Here is an 18,804-nt window from a genome sequence, read left to right as displayed (position 1 = left end):
AGGCCAAGGATGGCTATCGCATTGCCCTTACTGGCTCAGCACCCAAGCAACGAGCTCGTGCGCCTCTTTCTGCGACAACGGGCCGCCGCGCTCCGACGGCGGAGGCATCGGCGTATCGCCCCAATGTGCCCTGCCGCCCAAACGCAGCTTTCGCTCGAGCATCCGAGCTGCGCGAGGCTTTTCGCGGTAGCGATCGGCGATCTGATGAAACGACGGCGCGAGGAACGGTTTGTCTACGGTATGACAGAACATGCAGTGCTGTCGATTGATCAACTCGCTGGGCTCAGGCGCAGCGAAGGTCGGCCTGGCCAGCGCCGCAGCCAAAGAACAGGCGATTCCGATTGCAAGTTTCGTTTGCCGCGCGTTCATCGATGTTCCCCGAGTGGCTCATCGTAGCCAGTGTAGATAAACGGTGTCGAGCGCCGGTTGATTCACGTCAAGCACGGTCGCCGCTCGCGCGGCTATCCTTGATATCAGGCATTTCGACGCAAAGGGGATCGACATGGATATCCGCTTTCCCGACGATCCGCCGCGCTATTGCGGCCCCAATCTCACACTGACCTTTCCGGCGCTCGTCGATGGCGAGCGCGTCAATTGCTCCATCACGGCCGAGGCGCTCGAGGACCATTTCGGCGCCCGATCGCCGCGTGAGGAAGACGCGCTGCGCGCGTTCAACGGCCATCGGCATAAAATCGAGCATGCCGCCCGCAGGCTGTTGCAGGAACTGGGAAGGACGCCGGTTGTTCTGCACAGCGGCTATTTCCGCTTCTGCGAATGAGCGGCGCGAAGTCATTCCCGGAGAGGCTCGATGCGCGCGATGGTGTTCGACGGAGCAGTACCGGTTTTGAATGAGTGCGAGTGGCCCGAGCCGATCCCCGGGGACGGGCAGCTATTGATCGACGTACGCGCATGTGGCATCTGCCGCACGGATTTGCACGTCATCGACGGCGATCTGACGCATCCGAAGCTGCCGCTCGTTCCGGGACACGAGATCGTCGGTGTGGTAGCGAAAGTCGGCGCCGGCGTCGAAGGCTTCAGCGTAGGCGATCGCGTGGGCGTGCCTTGGATGGGGCATACCTGCGGACGTTGCTCGTATTGCATCGGCGGACGAGAGAATTTGTGCGACGCGCCGAGCTTTACGGGTTACACGATCGATGGCGGCTACGCCGAGCACGTCGTTGCCGATAACCGCTATTGTTTCCATCTGCCACAGCGCTATTCGGACGTGGAGGCCGCGCCGCTGCTATGCGCCGGGCTCATCGGGTACCGTACGCTTCGAATGGCGGGGGACGCGAGCCGCATCGGCATCTATGGCTTCGGCGCCGCGGCGCACATCGTCGCGCAGGTGGCCCGGCATCAAGGACGCAAGGTCTATGCGTTCACGCGCGACGGCGACACCGCGGCGCAGCAGCTCGCGCTGCGGCTCGGCGCTACGTGGGCCGGCAGCAGCGCCGAGCGCCCGCCCGAAGAGCTCGATGCCGCGCTGATTTTTGCGCCGGTCGGCGCGCTGATCCCCATTGCATTGCAAGCGGTGGCCAAGGGCGGCACGGTCGTATGCGGGGGGATTCATATGAGCGATGTGCCGTCGTTCCCCTATGATTTTCTTTGGGGCGAGCGGCGTATCGTGTCGGTGGCGAACCTGACGCGTGAGGACGGACGCGCGTTCATGCGACTCGCCCAAGAGGTGCCGCTCGAGATTGCGGCCACGGCTTACCCGCTGCGGGAGGCCAATCGTGCGTTATCGGACGTGCGCGAGGGCCGCGTCGCGGGTGCCGCCGTTTTGACGATGCAATCATGAGCGAGCGCACGTTGCGGCCGTTCTTTCGCCCGCAACGTGCGTCGACGAGCATCGCCGAGCCTTGGAGCGATCACACCTGCTCGAGCCGCTTGAAGTCTACGATACGGATTTGCTTGCCGTGCGTATCGACGATGCCGTCCCTTTGAAACTTGGAGAACATGCGGCTCACGGTCTCGAGCTTCATGCCGAGGTAGCTGCCCATCTCTTCGCGCGTCATGCGCAGATAGAACTCCGAGGCCGAGTAGCCGCGCAGTTTCATGCGCGTCGAAAGGTTCAGCAGGAATGCCGCAAGCCTCTGCTCCGCAGTCCTCGCGCCGAGCAGCATCATGATTGCCGACTCGCGCACGATTTCCGTGCTCATCATCCGATGGACATGGTGTTGCATCGCCGGAACCTGGCGACACATCCCTTCAAGCAATCGAAATGGAATGATGCATGCGCTGCTGTCCTCGAGAGCAATCGCATCCGAATGGTAGTGCCCGCTGCAGACGCCGTCGAGCCCGAGGGTTTCGCCCACCAGATGAAAAGCCGTCACTTGCTCGCCGCCGTCCCTATCGGTGATGACGGTCTTGAACGAACCCGTGCGCACGGCGTACAGGCTTCGGAAATCGTCATTGCGGCGATACAACGTCTCGCCGCGCTTTACCGCGCGCGTCGAGTAAATGAGCGAATCGAGTTGCGTCAATTCCGACATCGTCAAATCCGCCGGCATGCACACCGCGCGCATGGCGCAATTGGAGCACCGCGCCGAAGCGCTTTTCGGGGTCGCGTCCGTGATGGGTATGACCGCACTGGAAGCTGCGGTGGCAGCGCTCGGTAAGCTTGGGAGGGAATCGAATACGGCAGACATGGCAGCCTCCGGTCGACGCATTCAAGCAAGTTGAGAGCGCCTTAGCGCTTCCCGCAAGCGTGTTGGTTGCGAGATCGAGCGCGCGCGGGATGGGGCAGTCGACTTGCGCCAGCCGCGATGCGGCGCCGGAAGCGCCTGCTCGATAGCCTCACTATGGTCCATGCGCAGGGCGAGCGAAATCAGCGTATCCCGAGTCGAATGTAGGAAGTGCAGCCGGCGTGTAGGGATCGTCCGACAAAGATCGAGTCGAGCTGAGAATGAAAGTGCGCCGATCCGCAGCGGTCCGATGGACCCTGACGCGATCGGCGCATCTTTAGTCGTTGCGTGCGGCGTGCGGCGTGCGGCGTAAGGCCAGGAGAAAGACGCTGGTTCGACCTTGCGCGGCGCGAATCAATGAGACATGAGGACCGGCACCGTCATCGTCCCGAGCAGCGCGCGCGTGACGCCTCCCAATGCGTATTCCGTGGCGCGCGCATGGCCGTAGGCGCCCATCACGAGCAGGCTCGCGTGCACGTCGGCCACTTGGTTGAGCAGCGTGGCGCCCGTACCGACGCCAGAAACGCGAGGTATCGACGCGAACCCGGCATGGATGCCGTGGCGTTCCAAATAGCTCGCCGCGTCGAAGCCGGCCGGTTCGTCGCGGTCCGGATGCTTTTCGACGACGGCAACCGTGACGAAGCGCGCACGCTTCACGATAGGCAATGCGTCCGCAAGAGCGCGGGCCGCCTCGCGGCTACCATCCCAAGCGATCACGACATTTTCGCCGAACGATGGCGTATGCCCCGCGTAGGGCAGGATGATCACCGGACGGCCGGAATTCATCACGACGTCCTCGGCAAAATCGCGTGCAACGAAGGACGCTTCGTCGTCGTGGTCTCGCTGGCCCAGAACCACGAGATCCGCGTGCCGCGCATGTAGGACGGCTGCATCGGTAGCCGGTCCTGCCGGCGCACGCCACTCGAACGGACACCCGGCGCGCGTAGCGGCCGCCGTGAATCGCTCGCAGGCATGCTTCATGCGTTCGGTGCCCTGCGCTTCGAGCTTCGCCAAACCGAGGCTATCGCCGCGCCTGAAGAGGGGCCGAAAGAGGTCTTGGCAGACCGCGTAAAGACCGATGACGTGAGCATCGTGCTTCAATGCCAACTCGAGCGCGAAGGCCGTACGCGCCTCGCTATGCCGGCTGTCGTCGAGATGGACGAGTAGGGTTCGGTATGTCATAGGAGCACCTGTGTGGTTCGGTGATTCGCCGACTGTTGCGTCGCCGCGGCGCCATCGGTGCTGCCTGGAACGAGCAGGACCGGGCAGCACGACATGCGCGTGAACCGCTCGGCCACGCTGCCGAGCATGAGGCGCTGCACCCCGCGCCGTCCGTGTGTGCCCATCACCACGAGATCGCAGCGGCTCGCGCGCGCTTCTTCGAGAATGCGTTCCGGAACGTTGCCGCCCGGTTTGTCCACCTCGACGACCTTTGGCGTTCCCTTGACGCCGTCTCGCTGCATGGCGGCGCTCGCTTCCTTCTTCAACTGCTCGCCGGTTTCGAGCAGGGCATTGCGAATGATCGAGGGATCGAAGCCGGGCGCTTCATAGGCCACCATGGGAATGTCGATGACATAGAGCGGTATGAGTTCGGCGCGACTCTCTCGCGCCAGGGAGAGCGCATAGTCGAATGCGCGCTTGGCTGTCTCGCTGCCGTCCATCGGCACCAGTATTCGCTTGTACATGATCGAAAGCCTCATCAATGAATTACGTCGAACGTTCGTTCTGCGTCGATAGGGGGCTTCATGTCAGTGCGACATCAGCACCGGAACGGTCATCGATTTGAGAATCGATCGCGTCGCGCCGCCGAGCACGAGTTCGCGCCAGCGCGAGTGGCCGTAACACCCCATCACGAGCAGGTCCGCGTTCAGGTCGGCGGCTCGGGAGAGAATCGTTTCGCCGATCGGCACGTCGTCGACACCCTCGATTTCCTGCGTGGCGACATGGGCACCGTAACGCGAGATGACCCCAGCGATATCGGCGCCGGGAATGCGGCTCGAAGGCGGTTCGCCGCTCATCGCGTTGATCGTGAGTACGGTGACCTGTTTTGCTCGAGCGAGGAATGGCAGTGCATCGTGCAGTGCGCGCGTAGCTTCGCGGCTGCCATCCCATGCAATCGTGACGTGCGAACCGACGCCGTGAAATTGGCCGGCATACGGCACGATCAGAACGGGGCGTCCCGATGACAGCACGAGGTTCTCGACGAACTGCTCGGCGACGAACGACTCGGGATCGTCGGCATCGTATTGGCCGACGATGGTCAAGTCGGCAAGGCGGGCTGCTCGAGGAACGCACCGATTGGCATATTCCGTAGACCATTGCCATTCGCCCGCGACCTTCAATCGCAGCAGCTCGGCCCGGAATAACCGCTCGAGGGCGCCTTGCCGCTCGTGGCGGCGCTTCTCGAACTCGACGAGATACTCGGCATTGCCGGCCATCACGTAGAACGATCCCGGCTCGGGTCGGTAGACGGTGAAGAATCCGGTGAGATAGGCGTCGAATTGCTGGGCAAGCGACAGCGAGAGTTCGAGGCGGCTATGGACGGACTCGCTCGTATCGAGGTGTACGAGGATGCTTTTGTAACTCATTGCCATTGCTCCCGAGATAGGCATTGCGGTGTCTGAATGGGCCTCAACGTGATTTCAAGTCTAGGAGCGCAGGCGCGTTCTCGATTGATGCAAATCAACTGGAGACGCGCCAATGGCGTGAGACCCGCTCGTTGTTTCGTGCGTGTTTGATGTACGTCAGCCAGGCCCATATGTCCGTCGATCAAGATTGAATCCACAGAATGGGTTTTCGATATCAGATGCAGGTTGCCTGAGTCAGATCGCCGTGTGGTGACGACGATACGCATGAAAGGAGGGTGAGATGAAGACAGACAAGCAACTGAGGGACGAGGTGGCGGAAGAACTCGATTTCGATCCTCTGATCAACTCGGCGCAAATCGGCGTCGAGGTGACCGACCGCGTGGTGACCTTGTCCGGGCACCCGTCGAGCTACGCCGAGAAGGTCGCAGCCGAAAAGGCTGCTCAACGCGTGGCTGGCGTGAAGGCGGTCGTCGTGGACATGCACGTTCGTCTGCCGAACGATGACGTGCACACGGACGAGGAGACGGCGAGCGCTGTGCGCTCCATGCTGCGGTGGATGGTCGGCCTTGGAGAGGACGCGGTCAAAGTCCAAGTCGAAAACGGCTGGGTGACGTTGCGCGGCGTGGTCGACAATCCGCGCCGCAGCTACCTTGCGGCGCGCACCATCGGGCAGATGCGTAGCGTCACTGGGGTGACGAACCTCATCGAAGTGTCGGGACCAAAGGCAGTCGGCGACGTAATGGAGCACATTGGCAAGGCCCTGCAACGCCACGCGCAACGTGCGGCTAAGCACATCCAGATCAAGGTAAGAGACGGCACCGTCACCCTCTCGGGCAAGGTCGGGTCGTACGCGGAGCGATCGCTTGCACGAGGTGCGGCATGGTCGGCGCCCGGCGTTCACGCCGTCATCGACGATCTGGAGATCGAGTAGCCAAGGCGCCGGCTCCGAGGGCTGGCGCCACTGCCAACGAGGGAAAATATCCGGAAGTCGAGGCATTCATCATGACGGTGTCAGGCAAGGTCAGCGACCACGACTGGTCGGTTTCGGTCAAAGTGATTCGGGAGCCGGATGGATTCGTGCCCGAGGTTCACGTCGTCCACCATGCGCTGGACGGGAAATTCGAGCGTCGGTTCAAGCACCACAAGACGTTTCGGACCGAGGGCGAAGCGGTGCTCGAAGGGCTGCGCGAGGGCATGAGCTGGGTGAGGCAAAAGATGGAGAACCTCTTCAGCCTATAGGGGCATCGAGCGGCACGCTGTGGGCGGTATGCGGCGCATCCGCCAACTCGACCGATTCGAGGTACGTCGGCACCTCGCACGGCCAATGCAGTTCTTCCACGATCCGACGCCGTAGCGCATCGGCGGCTGCAGGCTCTCCATGCGTGACGAACACCCGGTCGGGCGGCGTCGACATCGACGAAAGCCATGTCAGCGTTTCGCGATAGTCGGCGTGCGCGGAGAGCGACGAAATCGATTCGACTTTGGCGCGTACCGGAACGTACTCGCCGTGAATCTTGAGCGTCGGTGCATGCGCTTCGAGTGCCGCACCTCTCGTTCCTGCCGCTTGAAACCCAACCAGGACGATTGTATTGCGGGCGTCGGGGGCAAATGCCTTCAGGTGATGCAGCACCCGGCCGCCGGTGAGCATTCCGCTTCCCGCGATGACGACCATCGGGCCGTGCCTGCCCGATACCTCTTTCGATTGATCGACGGTGCGCACCATGGTCGCCGCCTTACTGATCGCATTGGCTTGCGTGATGGTGAGGCGGTGATCGCGTAGATGGTGCCGGTAAAGGTCCGTGACGGCGATCGCCATCGGACTGTCGAGGAACACGGGAACGTTCGGCATGCGGCCTGTCTCTTTGAGCAGTGCGATGTAGTGGAGAATCGCCTGCGTGCGGCCGACTGCAAAGGATGGAATGACGACCACGCCGCCGTGCTTGAACGTGCGAGCGAAGATGGCCTCGAGTTCGGCGGCCGGGTCGCTCGGGGCATGCAGCCGATCGCCGTAGGTCGACTCGACGACGAGGTAGTCGGCATGCATGATCGGCATCGGGTCACGCATGATCGGATCCGAATAGCGGCCGAGATCGCCGGAGAACGCGGCCAGCTTGCCGTTCATGTAGACGAGCAGGCTTGCCGCTCCCAGGATATGCCCTGCAGGAAGCAGCCGAAAGCTTGCTTCGTTGGCGAGCGTCACGGGGCTGTTGAACTCACAAGGCACGAACTGCTCGAGCACGCGTTCGGCATCGTCGACCGTATAGAGCGGAAGTGCGGGGTGGTGCTTCGAATAGGCGTGGCGGTTCGCGAAATCCGCTTCTTCTTCCTGAAGCTTGGCGCTGTCGCGCAACATGATGCCGCACAGATCGACGGTGCTCGAGGTCGCATAGACAGGTCCTCGATATCCCATTCGCGCGAGCACGGGTAGGTAGCCGGAGTGATCGATGTGGGCGTGCGTGAGGATGACGGCATCGAGCGTTTCGACGGGCACCGGCAGCGGCGCCCAATTGCGCAAGCGTAGGTTCTTCGTGCCCTCGAACAACCCGCAATCGATCAGCACGCGAATGCCGGCGCCCTCGAGAAGATATTTCGAACCGGTGACCGTTTCCGCGGCCCCTAGAAACGTGAGCTTCATGATGGTTCTCCCTCGGGGATGGCGAGCGGCCGCTCCGGCACTGCGCACACCGACTCTTGCGAGCCGTACCAGCTTGCGATCGCATTCCAGATTTCGACGGCCGATTCGGCGAACGTCAGCAGATGCGCATCGCTCGCGGCGATCATGCCTTCGTCGACCATGAAATCCACATCGATCGCTCGCCGCCAATACGGCTCGCCGACGAGCACCACGGGCAGCGGCGCGATCTTGCCCGTTTGCAGGAGCGTCAGCACCTCGAAGAGTTCGTCGCAGGTGCCGTATCCTCCGGGAAAGAAGACGGCGGCTTTGGCGCGCTCGAGCAGATGCATCTTGCGAATGGCGAAGTAATGCAGCTTGAAGCAAAGGTCAGGGCTGATGTACGGATTCGGCAGTTGCTCGCGCGGCAACGCGATGTTCAAGCCGATGCTCGGCGCGCCCGATTCGAATGCGCCGCGATTGGCGGCTTCCATGATGCCGGGGCCGCCGCCCGTCACGACGGCGAGCTTCGGAACGCGCTGCGTGGCGCACTGGACGGCGACGATACGACCGAATTCGCGCGCGATCGGATAGTAGCGGCTTTTATCGAGCAATCGCTTCGCTATGTCGACTGCTCGGGCATGAGCGTGACTCGTGGGCGCGCCGGCCAGCGCCTGCTGCGCGGTGCTCAGGCGTTCCTCGGCCGCCGTCGGCTCGATCAGCCGCGTGCTGCCGTAGACCACCACCGTATGCTCGATTCCATGCCGTAGGAGGATTTCCTCGGTTTTCCAGAAGTCCAACTGCAAGCGCACGCCGCACATCTCGGGCCGCAGCAAAAATGCCCGATCCTCGTCGGCTTGCTGGTAGCTCGGGCTCGTGATCAGACTGCGCACGCGCTCACGCGCTTCAGCCTCGGTGTCATGGTCGGCACGATCATTCATTGGACGCCTCTGAGTCGAATCCAGATCAGTTGCGGAGATTGCCGTGACATCGATCATCGTCTTCGCTTCGATCGCCGTCGCTGACGCAGATCAATTCGCGGCGCCCTCTCGCATCGATTTGATTGGCGTCAAGGACGAACGGCGTCGTTGCGCGAAGCTAGATGGACGCGATGACCGTGTGCGGTCGAGGCCGGTGGAGAGTCGACATGAAATCGGATGCGCAATTGAAACGAGAAGTGGAAGACGAATTGAAGTGGGCCGAGGGCGTGCCCAGCGATGCCATTCACGTGCGGGTCGACCGCGGATGCGTCACGCTGACGGGAGAGGTCGATTGGGGCGCTCAGCGCCACACCGCCGAGTTGGTGGCAAGCCGTACGCTCGGGGTCATCGGTGTGATGAATCAGATCGCCGTGAAACGCGATGCCGATCCGGTCTTGATCGCGGAGCAAATCGCGGCGGCTTTGGAGCGCCACGCGCTCAACGACGCAAAAAGGCTCCAGGTCGACGTCAAGGACGGCGTCGTCACGCTGCGCGGGGAAGTCGGTTCGCAAGAGGAAAAGCGCGCGATTCATGGCGTCGCGTGCGCGAGCTTCGGCGTCCGAGAGGTCGTCGATTTAACGATAGTCGTATAAGCGATGGAGGTTTCGCCGTCATGAAAGCACTTGTCTATCACGGCCCCGGCAAATGTGCGCTCGAGGATCGGCCGCTGCCGGCGCTCGTGAACCCGACCGATGCGATCGTGCGCGTCACGCGCACGACGATTTGCGGCACCGATCTGCACATTCTCAAAGGCGACGTGCCGACCTGCGTGCCGGGCCGCATTCTCGGCCACGAAGGCGTGGGCGTCGTTCACGAGACCGGCTCCGCCGTCTCGTCGTTCGAGCCGGGCGACCATGTGTTGATTTCGTGCATTTCATCGTGCGGAAAATGCGCGTATTGCCGGCGCGGCATGTATTCCCACTGCGCGACGGGCGGGTGGATCCTGGGCAACCGGATCGATGGGACACAGGCCGAGTACGTGCGCATCGCGCATGCCGACACGAGCCTGTATCACATTGCGCCTGAAGCGGACGAAGATGCGCTCGTGATGTTATCGGACATCCTTCCGACAGGGTTCGAGTGCGGTGTCCTCAACGGCAAGGTCGAACCGGGCTGCACGGTTGCGATCGTCGGTGCGGGGCCGATTGGCCTGGCCTCGCTACTGACTGCTCAGTTCTATTCGCCCGCCCGCATCATGATGATCGACCGCGACGCGAATCGCCTGGAGGTTGCTCGGCGGTTTGGCGCGACCGATTGCATCCAGGCCGGCACGGACGATCCGATAGCAGCCGTCATGAAGCTGACCGAGGGTGTCGGCGCCGACTGTGTGATCGAGGCGGTCGGCGTGCCTGCGACATTCGAGCTGTGCGAGGCACTCGTTGCGCCCGGTGGCACGATTGCGAATATCGGCGTGCACGGCGTCAAGGCCGACCTCCATCTCGAGACGCTATGGGATCGCAACGTCGCGATCACGACGCGGCTCGTCGATACGGTCAGCACACCGATGCTGTTGAAGACGGTTCGCTCGGGCAAGCTCGATCCGAAGCAGCTCATTACACACCGCTTCAAGCTGGCCGAGATCGCCGCAGCCTACGACACGTTTGGGCATGCCGCGGACACGCACGCATTGAAGGTGCTCATCGAGGCTTGATCTCGTACAGGCGATCTCACGATGCCCGACGTCCTCACCGTCACGTTGAATCCCGCGCTCGACGTATCGACGGCGGCGGAACGCATCATCGATACGCGCAAGCTGCGGTGCGATGCCGCGCTGAGGCATCCGGGCGGCGGCGGAATAAACGTGGCGCGGGTGATCACCCGGTTGGGCGGCGATTGCCTCGCCCTTTATCCGGCCGGGGGCCTGCTCGGGCACGAACTGCGGCATCTCGTCGATGCGGAGGGCGTTCGTGGCGTCTGCATCGATATCGCGGGCGAAACGCGCGAGAGCTTCAGCGTCTACGAGAAGGCGACGGGGCGCCAGTTTCGCTTTGTGCTGCCGGGGCCGGCGCTTGCGGAGCACGAATGGCAAAGCTGTATCGCACAGATCGACGCGCGCATCCCGGCAACGCGCTACCTCGTGCTGAGCGGGAGCTTGCCACCGGGCGTTCCAGCCGATGCCTATGCCCGGTTGGCGAACGCGGCCCGCGCCCAGGGGGTGCGCACCATCTTGGACAGCTCCGGCGCATCGCTGCGCGCCGCGCTCGAAGCCGGCATCTTCTTGGTGAAGCCCAGTCTGGACGAACTTTGCGAACTCGTCGGCCGAGCGCTAGCCAGCGAGGCCGAATGGCGTGAAGCCGCGCTCGAAGTCATACGAAGAGGGCAGGCGCAGGTCGTGGTATTGACGCTGGGAAGCCTTGGCGCGCTGCTCGTGAGCAAGGACACTATGTTGCGGGCGCCGGCATTGCCGGTGACCGTGTGCAGCGCGATCGGCGCGGGCGACGCGCTCGTTGGCGCGCTAGTCTGGGCCCTCGTTCGCGACGCGCCGCTGGCCGAGGCGTTTCGCTATGGCTTGGCCGCGGCGTCGGCGTCGCTCGCCGGCACCGGCACGACGCTTTGCAGCAAGAGCGAGGTCGAGCGGCTCTACCGTCAGGTCAAGATCGAATAACCGCGCGGCGCGGCATGCGCAGGCTGCCAATGTGCAGATCGAATTGCGCCGCGGCGGCAGCATCACTGAACGTCATCGCGCCCGATCGACGAGGCGCGCGATCAGGTAGTCGCGGAGGGATAGATGAACAGCGTGACGGGCAGCCGTTCTCGTATCACGATCGGGCGCAGCGCCTCGTAGACGGAGCGATGGCCCTCGTCGACCGTCAACGCGACGCTTTTGTCGAGCATGTCGGGAGAGGCGTTCGCCGCCCAATCCACGACATTGCGCAGCGGCACGATCCGATAACCGTGCTCGCGTAGAAATTGAAGCTGAGCTTCGAAGGTCGAAATGCGCACCGTCATCGCGTCATCGGCCGTTGCGGCGAAGCGGTGGTAGACGAGGATAGCCACTCGCGGCTCGCACTCGGCGGCCGTCGCACCCGCCATACAGGCCGCGCTAAGCACCACAGCGAGGACACGGGCCAAGAATGCCGTTTTGTTGTCGAAGCACATGGTTCATCGGGCGTTCTGATTCTCATCGAATGGATGGGCTGCCTCGGCTTGCGCCGATTCGCTCAGTATCGGTTTCGAGGCTCGTCGTCCGGTTGATGCACGTCAATTCGGCGATAGGCCGCGCGGTGAACGGGCACGTCAGTGCGTTGAAAGTGAACCGGAGCCCGTTCGACGGCCGAAAAGCTCGAAGACGATCTTGGAAGGCCGCTCATGCCGGTCCTCGGCAAGCGGGCGGGCGATGCTTTCATTGATCATCGTCAATGCGTGGGGCACGGCCATCGGCGAAGGTTGTACGAGCGGAATCGAGCAACGGCGGCCGATAGCCAATCGTGGCCGTCAGGTCGACGCCGGAGACCGGGGAGCAATCCGGTAGGAGCGTGCTCTCGCACGAAAATCTTGCACTGCGACGAGCACGTTCGGCCGAGCCGGCCGGCAATAGCGGTTTTTTCGGCGTTCGAGCCGGAATTCTCATCAACGCGTGGCAGGTTGTCTACCAATGGCTATGAGCAGCTGGCGTCTGAAGCTGGCATTCGGGTTCGGCTTATCCGCGGCCGCCGCGTGTGCCTATGCGGCATTGCATTGGTCGGCTTGGTTCGCCCCTCACCGAGGCGCCTCCGAGATCGTCGTGTCCGGCAACATCGAGGCGCACGAGAGCGTGCTCAGCGTCACGCAGGTGCAGGCGCCGATCGTTTACCTGCCGTTCGACGAAGGCGCCCGTGTTTCCCGCGGCGCCATCCTGGCCCGGCTGGACGATCGGCTGTATCAGCGGCAAATCGAGATCGACCGCGCCAATCTGGCGGTTGCATCCGCTCAGGTGAACGCGAGCCGCAGCACGCTCGCGGCGGCCGAGCACAGCGTGACGAGCGACCGGTTCGACGTAGCGCAAAAGAAGCTCGATTATTCGCGCGCCGACGTGCTCGCCAAACAGAACGCGGTGTCGCTACAAAGCCGCGATCTCGCATTCACCGCGGCCCAGCAATCCGCGGCTGCGCTGGCTCATGACGAAGCACTCGTCAAGGCCGCTCGCGACGCCGTCGCGCTCGCGAGCTCGAATGTGGAGGCGGCCCACGCCAAGCTCCGGCTCGACGAGACGATGCTTTCGTACACCGTGCTGCAAGCGCCGTTCGACGGGGTGATCGCCGTGCGCGAAGCCGAGCTCGGGCAATTGGCGGGGCCCGGTGTGGCGATCGTCACACTCGACGAGCTCGATCACGTCTGGCTGCGCGCATACGTAAACGGGCCGGATGTCGGCCGCATTCGATTGGGCCAGACCGCCGACGTGCGGACCGACGCCTATCCGGCGAAGGTCTATCGGGGTCGCGTGAGCTTCGTGTCGCCGCAGGCCGAGTTCACCCCGAAAACGGTCGAGACGCACGCGGAGCGGGTGACACTCGTCTATCGCATCCGTATCGACATCGACAATCCGACCCACGAGTTGCTGCCGGGCATGCCGGCCGACGCGTCGATCGCCGCACGACGGGCCGGGCAATGAACACGCTGCGGCGGCCCGCGGCCGTTGCCGTCGAGATGGAGAACGTCGGGCGCAGCTTTGGGGCGCTCGAGGCGGTGCGCGGGGTGACGCTTGCAATCGAGCGCGGCGAGATATTCGGCGTGGTCGGGCCCGACGGTGCCGGTAAAACGACGCTCATGCGCATGCTGGCCGGCGTGTTGCATCCCGATTCGGGCCGTATCTTGCTCGAAGGGGTAGACGTGGGCGCGAACCCCGAGCAGGCCAAGCTCGCGCTCAGCTACATGCCGCAACGCTTTGGTCTATACGAGGACCTCAGCGTCGACGAAAACGTCTTCTTCTACGGCGAACTGTTCGAGGTGCCGCGGGAGCGCTTTCGCCGGCGGCGCGGCGAACTGCTCGAAGCCGCCGGGCTCCAATCGTTCGGTAAGCGGCTCGCCGGCCAGCTTTCGGGCGGCATGAAGCAAAAGCTCGGGCTCGTTTGCGCACTGATTCACACGCCCAAGGTGCTTCTGCTCGACGAGCCGACGACCGGCGTGGACCCGGTGTCTCGGCGCGAATTCTGGACGATTCTCTATCGGCTGCGCGAGCAAGGTGTGACGATCGTGCTATCGACGGCCTACATGGACGAAGCCGAGCGATGCTCGCGCTTGGCGCTGCTTCACGCCGGACAGGTTCGCCGTTGCGATACGCCGCAACGGCTGAAAGCCGGCATCGAGGGCGCATTGCTCGCCGTGTCGGGCCCGTCGCCACGCGAGATCCACGACGTCGTAGCGCATCTGCCCGGCGTGCTCGGTGCGCTGCTGATGGGGGACCGCGTTCACGTTCGAGTGGACGATGCGGCGCGCCGCAGGGCCGAGTTGGGCGCGGCGCTCGACTCCCGTGGCATCGCGTACGCGCCGGTCGTCGCCGTCGAACCCGGTATCGAGGATGTCTTCGTCGCGTTGATCGGAGAATCGACATGATGGAGGAGCGGGGCGGCGCCACGCCTGCCGGACCGGTTGCAGTCCCCGATGGCGGAAACGCGGCGGCCGACGCCGTCGTGCTGGCACGCCGGCTCACGAAGCGGTTTGGAACGTTCACGGCAGTCGACCGGCTCGATCTGACGATCGCCAAAGGGGAAGTCGTCGGATTCATCGGCCCTAACGGCGCCGGCAAGTCGACTGCGATCCGGTTGCTGTGCGGCCTGCTGAAGCCGAGCGCGGGGCACGCATCGGTAGCAGGCTTCGATGTCGGCACGCAGCCCGAGGCGGTGCGCGCGCACATCGGCTATATGTCGCAAAAATTCTCGCTTTATGGCGACCTGACGTGCCGCGAAAACCTGCGCTTTTTTGCGGGCATCTATCGCGTCCCGCGTGCCGTGCTGGGCGAGCGCATGCGCTTCGCGATCGAAATGGCGGGTATCGAAGGCCGAGAGGACACGCTCGTGCGCACGCTCGCAGGGGGGTGGCGCCAACGCCTCGCACTGGGCTGCGCGATCTTGCATCGGCCGCCCGTTCTGTTTCTCGACGAGCCGACGTCCGGCGTCGAGCCACAGGCGCGGCGGCGCTTCTGGGACCTCATCCATCGGCTGGCGGGGCAGGGCGTGACCGTGCTCGTGTCGACGCACTACATGGATGAAGCCGAGTACTGCAATCGTATCGCGCTCATCGATGCGGGCCGGCTCGTCGCGATCGGCAGCCCAGGCGAGCTGCGCGAGCGGCAATTGGGCGGCACGCTCTACGAGATCTCTTGCGAGCCGCTCGGCGAGGCGATCGATGCGTTGCAGGCCGCACCCGGCGTGCTCGACGCCTCGATCTTCGGAGACCGCCTGCACGTATTGCTGGCCAGCGGCCATGATGAAGCCTCGTTGGTCGACGCCGTCAAGCATGCCGACGTCGAGGCGTCGGCGCCGGTTCGCATCGCGCCTAGCCTCGAAGATGTGTTCGTGCAACTGGTGGCGCGGGCGGAACGCGAACGGGGGGAGGCGGCATGAACGTCCGGCGGCTCGTTGCCATGGCTTACAAGGAAACGCTGCAGATATGGCGCGATCCTCGCAGTCTTGCGATCGCGTTGCTGATGCCGGTGATGCAGATGGCGCTGCTCGGCTATGGCGTCAGTCTCGACATCCGGCACGTCCCGCTATGCGTGCGCGACGACGAGCACAGTCAGCTCAGCCGCGAACTCGTGCAGCGGTTCATCGCATCGGGCTGGTTTTCCGCGGTTCGGCTCGTGCAAAGCGAACGTGAGATGCATGCCGCGATGGATGCGGGCGCCTGTATCGGTACGGCGACGATTCCGGTCGATTTCTCGCGCACGCTGACGAGAACCGGGCAGGCCTCCGTGCAGACGGTTTTCGATGCGAGCGACACGAATACGGCCAACATCGCGATGGGATATGCCCAAGGCGTCGTGGCACAAACGACGGCCGAATTCGGTGCCCGCTGGGCGTTGGCTCACGGTTTCGCGGTCACGAAAGTCGGCACCGTCGATTTGGAGGCGCGCGTTTGGTACAACGAGGGACTCGATAGCCGCTACTTCATCATTCCCGGCGTCGTGGCCGTGATCGTCGCGTTGATCGGGGCTCAATTGACATCGCTGACCGTGGCCCGAGAATGGGAGCGAGGCACGATGGAGCAGTTGATCTCGACGCCGGTGACGCCCCTTGAAGTGATGACCGGCAAGCTGGCTCCCTATTTCGCCATCGGCTTGGCGGATGCGGCTTTCTGCCTGCTTGCCGCGGTGTACTGGTTCGGGGTGCCGTTTCGGGGAAGCATGCTCACGCTGTTCGCCACGACGGCACTATTCATGCTCGTGGTGTTGGGCATCGGTTATCTGATGTCGGTACGCATACGCAGCCAAGTGGGCGCGAGTCAGGTGGCACTGATCCTGACGATGCTGCCGACCACGATGCTTTCAGGGTATACATTCGCGATCGAGCAAATGCCTGCTCCGATTCAGGCGCTCACGCTGATCGTCTATGCACGCTATTACGTCACCATCTTGCGCGCGGTGTTTCTGAAAGGCAGTCAGCTTGCAGACGTCGCGGGGCCGTTCGCTGCGTTGGCACTTTACGCGGCCGTGATCATTGGGCTCAGCGTGCGGGCGTTTCGAAAGCGTTTGGACTAGATTCCGGAGCCGGCGCCATGTTCGATCGCGTGCATTCGATGCTGGTCAAGGAGTTCATCGAACTCAAGCGGGACCGTTGGGCCATATTCCGTCTTGCGGTTCCGCTCCTCATTCAGGTGATCGTATACGGCTACGCGGCGACATTCACCGTGAATCATGTCAGAATCGCCGTCCTCGATCAGGATGGAAGCGCGGCGAGCCGCACGCTGCTCTCGCACTTCGTATCGACGGGACGCTTCGACGTGGTCGATCGCGCACGGACTCAGCAGGACGTTGGACGCGACATCGACGCAGGGCGCGTGGATCTTGCCTTGGTCATCAACGCCGGGTTTGCGCAAGACCTCCAAAACGGCAAGGGCGCACCGCTGCAGGTCATCGTCGACGGAACGAATTCGAATACCGCGCTGATCGCGCTGGGCTATGTCAACCAGATCGTCGCTCGGTTTCAAATCGACTGGAGGCGCAATGCGTGGCCGGCGCCGAGGCCGCCGGCGCCCCTAACCGTGAGCGTCGCGCTCGACGAGCGCCCGTGGTTCAACTCCGGCTTGGAGGATAGATGGTTCTTCATTCCAGGGGTGGTCGGTACGTTGACGCTGATCCAGGTGGTAAGCCTAACGGCGTTCGCCGTGGTCCGAGAGCGCGAAGTCGGCACGCTCGAGCAGATCATGGTGAGCCCGATTCGCCCGGTCGAATTCATCCTTGGCAAGACGGTGCCGTTCTTTCTGATCGGCCTTGGCGATGTGGCGCTCGTCACGGCGCTCGGCGTCGGTTGGTTTCATGTGCCGTTCGTCGGCAACTGGCTCGTGCTGTTGGCCGGCGTCGCGCTGTTTCTGCTTGCCACGCTCGGGATCGGGCTGTTGCTTTCGACGTTTTCGCGCACTCAGCAGCAGGCGTTCGCGCTCAATTTCTTTCTCGTCAACCCGATCTTCATTCTGTCCGGGTTCGCGTTTCCCATTGCTGCGATGCCGAAGGTTCTGCAGTGGCTCACCTTCCTCAATCCGCTGCGCTATTTTCTCGTGGTGCTGCGTTCGGTGTTTTTAAAGGGCGTGGGCTTGGGCGTGCTGTGGCCGCAGTTGGCCGCGATGGCAGCCCTTGGCGCGGTGATGCTGACGGCGAGCGTGCTGCGATTCAGGAAATCGCTCGATTGAGCCGAGCGTTCGAAGGCAGTTCGGCGCTGGCGATCACCACAGAACTTCATCGAGCGGGCGGCGTGGCGCACGCTGGGTGACCTGCGGGCCATAGCCGATTCTCAACAGCAGTTGCGGCGAGGCATCGATGCCTGCAACCTTGCGCAACCGCTCGCGCAGTGCCGCAATCTCGACCGGCTGGTTCAGATACGAGGCGCAAAGGCCGGTGGTCGCGGCGGTCAGGAGCAATCGCTCCAACGCTTGGCCGGCGGCCAGCCAGGCCTCACGGTTGTCGCTGTCGGTGGCAATCGCGATCAGGAGCGGCGATCCCGCCAGCAGCTTCTCGTGCATGGCTGCCATGCCCTCGCCGATATCGAACGTGCGGATCGTCGATGCGGCGATCGGCACGGCGAGATCGAGCAGCACGGCTACACCGGCCGCATCGGCGGGCATGCCGTCCCGACTGCGCCTCGGATGGACCCACGCCGCAAGTTCTCGCCTGAAGCAAGGGTCGGCGAATTGAAGCGCGTCGGCCTCGCCGATCAAATCGGCGATGCGCGTTCGCGTTGCGTGATCGTCGATACAGACGATCCGCGCGCCTTCGGCTTCTCCCGCTTCGATCAAGCGGCGTTTTACGTCCTCGTCGAGCGGTGTGGCGGAAAACGGCTTGCGCACGGTCGCGCGTGCGGGAATCGCATCGAATAGCGTGGAAAGGCTCTCATCCAAGAAGCCTCGCTCGGAAACATGGATCCGGGCCAGCATGTCGGGATCGACTTCGGATGGAAACAGCGTGATTCGGTAGCTCAGTCCGTAGTGATTCAATGCCGTGCGCAGATTGAAAAGGGCCGCTCCGCAGCTGATCGTCAGTTCCCGGTCGAATGGATCGACGACCGGCAACGCGCGCATGCGGTCTGCGCATACGGTGATGGAGTCGTCGTCGACGATGAAATGCCATGGTTGAGAATTGTGACTCGACGGCGCCAGGATGGCGTATTGCAGCGCGTAGCGCAGCTTCTTCGGCATGCTTGCGGTGGAGTCGAGAGGGGGAAGGGCGTGCTTGCGCGCGGCCGCTGGCGTGTCTGAGCTCATTTGCGATGTCCTCCGAGGCTGCTTTTCCGTGTCGCCCTGCGAAGTTATAG

At 63.3% G+C, this 18,804-nt stretch carries 21 protein-coding genes; 12 read left to right on the top strand and 9 right to left on the bottom strand.

From position 1 onward, the window contains the following. Positions 1-27: 27 nt before the first annotated feature. Positions 28-369, bottom strand: coding sequence for a c-type cytochrome (locus ACTHNZ_RS04535; protein ID WP_440541306.1), 342 nt, complete (start codon positions 367-369; stop codon positions 28-30). A 133-nt stretch (positions 370-502) separates the two neighbouring features. On the opposite strand from ACTHNZ_RS04535, the gene ACTHNZ_RS04530 reads away from it, so the two are divergent. Next, positions 503-778: a DUF1488 domain-containing protein gene (locus ACTHNZ_RS04530; protein WP_440541305.1), complete on the top strand. Its 276-nt coding sequence runs from the start codon at positions 503-505 to the stop codon at positions 776-778. A 30-nt stretch (positions 779-808) separates the two neighbouring features. Continuing rightward, on the top strand, positions 809-1,798 hold the full coding sequence (locus ACTHNZ_RS04525; protein ID WP_440541304.1) for a zinc-dependent alcohol dehydrogenase family protein: 990 nt from the start codon (positions 809-811) through the stop codon (positions 1,796-1,798). 70 nt (positions 1,799-1,868) lie between these two features. Here the strand turns inward: ACTHNZ_RS04525 and ACTHNZ_RS04520 are convergent, their stop codons facing one another. The 4 genes from ACTHNZ_RS04520 to ACTHNZ_RS04505 all read right to left on the bottom strand — a co-directional run bounded on the left by ACTHNZ_RS04520 (position 1,869) and on the right by ACTHNZ_RS04505 (position 5,272). Next, complete coding sequence (locus ACTHNZ_RS04520; protein ID WP_440541303.1) at positions 1,869-2,648, bottom strand: helix-turn-helix domain-containing protein; 780 nt, start codon at positions 2,646-2,648, stop codon at positions 1,869-1,871. A gap of 390 nt (positions 2,649-3,038) precedes the next feature. Then, entirely contained in the window at positions 3,039-3,866 is an 828-nt protein-coding gene (locus tag ACTHNZ_RS04515) for a universal stress protein (RefSeq protein ID WP_440541302.1), read from the bottom strand. Then, on the bottom strand, positions 3,863-4,369 hold the full coding sequence (locus ACTHNZ_RS04510; RefSeq protein ID WP_440541301.1) for a universal stress protein: 507 nt from the start codon (positions 4,367-4,369) through the stop codon (positions 3,863-3,865). Before ACTHNZ_RS04510 ends, ACTHNZ_RS04515 begins: the two co-directional genes overlap by 4 nt. 63 nt (positions 4,370-4,432) lie before the next feature. After that, entirely contained in the window at positions 4,433-5,272 is an 840-nt protein-coding gene (locus tag ACTHNZ_RS04505; protein ID WP_440541300.1) for a universal stress protein, read from the bottom strand. A gap of 280 nt (positions 5,273-5,552) precedes the next feature. Here ACTHNZ_RS04505 and ACTHNZ_RS04500 point away from each other — a divergent pair, with 280 nt between their 5' ends. Both ACTHNZ_RS04500 and ACTHNZ_RS04495 read left to right on the top strand, forming a co-directional pair. After that, a complete protein-coding gene (locus ACTHNZ_RS04500; protein ID WP_440541299.1) occupies positions 5,553-6,203 on the top strand; it encodes a BON domain-containing protein in 651 nt (216 codons plus the stop codon). A gap of 71 nt (positions 6,204-6,274) precedes the next feature. Further along, entirely contained in the window at positions 6,275-6,511 is a 237-nt protein-coding gene (locus ACTHNZ_RS04495) for a hypothetical protein (RefSeq protein WP_440541298.1), read from the top strand. Here the strand turns inward: ACTHNZ_RS04495 and ACTHNZ_RS04490 are convergent. Further along, a complete protein-coding gene (locus tag ACTHNZ_RS04490; protein ID WP_440541297.1) occupies positions 6,501-7,907 on the bottom strand; it encodes an MBL fold metallo-hydrolase RNA specificity domain-containing protein in 1,407 nt (468 codons plus the stop codon). The two genes, ACTHNZ_RS04495 and ACTHNZ_RS04490, sit on opposite strands and share 11 nt — an antisense overlap. Continuing rightward, entirely contained in the window at positions 7,904-8,881 is a 978-nt protein-coding gene (locus ACTHNZ_RS04485) for an LOG family protein (protein WP_440541296.1), read from the bottom strand. Before ACTHNZ_RS04485 ends, ACTHNZ_RS04490 begins: the two co-directional genes overlap by 4 nt. Positions 8,882-9,030: 149 nt before the next feature. On the opposite strand from ACTHNZ_RS04485, the gene ACTHNZ_RS04480 reads away from it, so the two are divergent. The 3 genes from ACTHNZ_RS04480 to ACTHNZ_RS04470 are packed head-to-tail and all read left to right on the top strand — an operon-like array spanning position 9,031 to position 11,468. Beyond that, positions 9,031-9,456 (top strand): BON domain-containing protein, encoded by a 426-nt coding sequence (locus ACTHNZ_RS04480; RefSeq protein WP_440541295.1) that lies wholly within the window; start codon positions 9,031-9,033, stop codon positions 9,454-9,456. Between the two features lie 20 nt (positions 9,457-9,476). Further along, a complete protein-coding gene (locus ACTHNZ_RS04475) occupies positions 9,477-10,514 on the top strand; it encodes a zinc-dependent alcohol dehydrogenase family protein (RefSeq protein WP_440541294.1) in 1,038 nt (345 codons plus the stop codon). 21 nt (positions 10,515-10,535) lie between these two features. Further along, the gene (locus ACTHNZ_RS04470; RefSeq protein ID WP_440541293.1) at positions 10,536-11,468 is read left to right on the top strand and encodes a 1-phosphofructokinase family hexose kinase; all 933 of its coding nucleotides are present in this window, start codon (positions 10,536-10,538) and stop codon (positions 11,466-11,468) included. A gap of 101 nt (positions 11,469-11,569) precedes the next feature. On the opposite strand, the gene ACTHNZ_RS04465 is transcribed toward ACTHNZ_RS04470, so the two are convergent. After that, positions 11,570-11,860: a hypothetical protein gene (locus ACTHNZ_RS04465; protein WP_440541292.1), complete on the bottom strand. Its 291-nt coding sequence runs from the start codon at positions 11,858-11,860 to the stop codon at positions 11,570-11,572. A 604-nt stretch (positions 11,861-12,464) separates the two neighbouring features. Between ACTHNZ_RS04465 and ACTHNZ_RS04460 the strand changes: the two genes are divergently transcribed. From ACTHNZ_RS04460 to ACTHNZ_RS04440, 5 genes are read left to right on the top strand one after another with little or no spacing between them, the layout of a single operon-like run. Next, positions 12,465-13,454 carry an HlyD family secretion protein gene (locus ACTHNZ_RS04460; protein ID WP_440541291.1) on the top strand — a complete coding sequence of 330 codons (990 nt, stop codon included), beginning with the start codon at positions 12,465-12,467 and terminating at the stop codon, positions 13,452-13,454. Next, complete coding sequence (locus ACTHNZ_RS04455; protein WP_440541290.1) at positions 13,451-14,395, top strand: ABC transporter ATP-binding protein; 945 nt, start codon at positions 13,451-13,453, stop codon at positions 14,393-14,395. The genes ACTHNZ_RS04460 and ACTHNZ_RS04455 overlap by 4 nt, the downstream gene beginning before the upstream one ends. Beyond that, positions 14,395-15,405, top strand: coding sequence for an ABC transporter ATP-binding protein (locus ACTHNZ_RS04450; protein ID WP_440541343.1), 1,011 nt, complete (start codon positions 14,395-14,397; stop codon positions 15,403-15,405). The genes ACTHNZ_RS04455 and ACTHNZ_RS04450 overlap by 1 nt, the downstream gene beginning before the upstream one ends. Next, positions 15,402-16,538: an ABC transporter permease gene (locus ACTHNZ_RS04445; RefSeq protein WP_440541289.1), complete on the top strand. Its 1,137-nt coding sequence runs from the start codon at positions 15,402-15,404 to the stop codon at positions 16,536-16,538. The genes ACTHNZ_RS04450 and ACTHNZ_RS04445 overlap by 4 nt, the downstream gene beginning before the upstream one ends. 17 nt (positions 16,539-16,555) lie before the next feature. Beyond that, the gene (locus ACTHNZ_RS04440; RefSeq protein ID WP_440541288.1) at positions 16,556-17,686 is read left to right on the top strand and encodes an ABC transporter permease; all 1,131 of its coding nucleotides are present in this window, start codon (positions 16,556-16,558) and stop codon (positions 17,684-17,686) included. A 33-nt stretch (positions 17,687-17,719) separates the two neighbouring features. On the opposite strand, the gene ACTHNZ_RS04435 is transcribed toward ACTHNZ_RS04440, so the two are convergent. Beyond that, complete coding sequence (locus tag ACTHNZ_RS04435; protein WP_440541287.1) at positions 17,720-18,754, bottom strand: Acg family FMN-binding oxidoreductase; 1,035 nt, start codon at positions 18,752-18,754, stop codon at positions 17,720-17,722. Positions 18,755-18,804: the final 50 nt, after the last annotated feature.

This window comes from Trinickia sp. (assembly GCF_051953955.1).
Taxonomy (GTDB): Bacteria; Pseudomonadota; Gammaproteobacteria; order Burkholderiales; family Burkholderiaceae; genus Trinickia.
This window is presented reverse-complemented; position numbering and strand designations above follow the sequence as displayed.

Coding starts and splice junctions, on each gene's coding strand:
- ACTHNZ_RS04490 (WP_440541297.1), bottom strand. CDS start 7,907: ATGAAGCTCACGTTTCTAGGGGCCGCGGAAACGGTCACCGGTTCGAAA.
- ACTHNZ_RS04460 (WP_440541291.1), top strand. CDS start 12,465: ATGAGCAGCTGGCGTCTGAAGCTGGCATTCGGGTTCGGCTTATCCGCG.
- ACTHNZ_RS04455 (WP_440541290.1), top strand. CDS start 13,451: ATGAACACGCTGCGGCGGCCCGCGGCCGTTGCCGTCGAGATGGAGAAC.
- ACTHNZ_RS04445 (WP_440541289.1), top strand. CDS start 15,402: ATGAACGTCCGGCGGCTCGTTGCCATGGCTTACAAGGAAACGCTGCAG.
- ACTHNZ_RS04435 (WP_440541287.1), bottom strand. CDS start 18,754: ATGAGCTCAGACACGCCAGCGGCCGCGCGCAAGCACGCCCTTCCCCCT.
- ACTHNZ_RS04505 (WP_440541300.1), bottom strand. CDS start 5,272: ATGAGTTACAAAAGCATCCTCGTACACCTCGATACGAGCGAGTCCGTC.
- ACTHNZ_RS04470 (WP_440541293.1), top strand. CDS start 10,536: ATGCCCGACGTCCTCACCGTCACGTTGAATCCCGCGCTCGACGTATCG.
- ACTHNZ_RS04530 (WP_440541305.1), top strand. CDS start 503: ATGGATATCCGCTTTCCCGACGATCCGCCGCGCTATTGCGGCCCCAAT.
- ACTHNZ_RS04485 (WP_440541296.1), bottom strand. CDS start 8,881: ATGATCGATGTCACGGCAATCTCCGCAACTGATCTGGATTCGACTCAG.
- ACTHNZ_RS04510 (WP_440541301.1), bottom strand. CDS start 4,369: ATGTACAAGCGAATACTGGTGCCGATGGACGGCAGCGAGACAGCCAAG.
- ACTHNZ_RS04475 (WP_440541294.1), top strand. CDS start 9,477: ATGAAAGCACTTGTCTATCACGGCCCCGGCAAATGTGCGCTCGAGGAT.
- ACTHNZ_RS04525 (WP_440541304.1), top strand. CDS start 809: ATGCGCGCGATGGTGTTCGACGGAGCAGTACCGGTTTTGAATGAGTGC.
- ACTHNZ_RS04515 (WP_440541302.1), bottom strand. CDS start 3,866: ATGACATACCGAACCCTACTCGTCCATCTCGACGACAGCCGGCATAGC.
- ACTHNZ_RS04500 (WP_440541299.1), top strand. CDS start 5,553: ATGAAGACAGACAAGCAACTGAGGGACGAGGTGGCGGAAGAACTCGAT.
- ACTHNZ_RS04535 (WP_440541306.1), bottom strand. CDS start 369: ATGAACGCGCGGCAAACGAAACTTGCAATCGGAATCGCCTGTTCTTTG.
- ACTHNZ_RS04480 (WP_440541295.1), top strand. CDS start 9,031: ATGAAATCGGATGCGCAATTGAAACGAGAAGTGGAAGACGAATTGAAG.
- ACTHNZ_RS04440 (WP_440541288.1), top strand. CDS start 16,556: ATGTTCGATCGCGTGCATTCGATGCTGGTCAAGGAGTTCATCGAACTC.
- ACTHNZ_RS04495 (WP_440541298.1), top strand. CDS start 6,275: ATGACGGTGTCAGGCAAGGTCAGCGACCACGACTGGTCGGTTTCGGTC.
- ACTHNZ_RS04450 (WP_440541343.1), top strand. CDS start 14,395: ATGGAGGAGCGGGGCGGCGCCACGCCTGCCGGACCGGTTGCAGTCCCC.
- ACTHNZ_RS04520 (WP_440541303.1), bottom strand. CDS start 2,648: ATGTCTGCCGTATTCGATTCCCTCCCAAGCTTACCGAGCGCTGCCACC.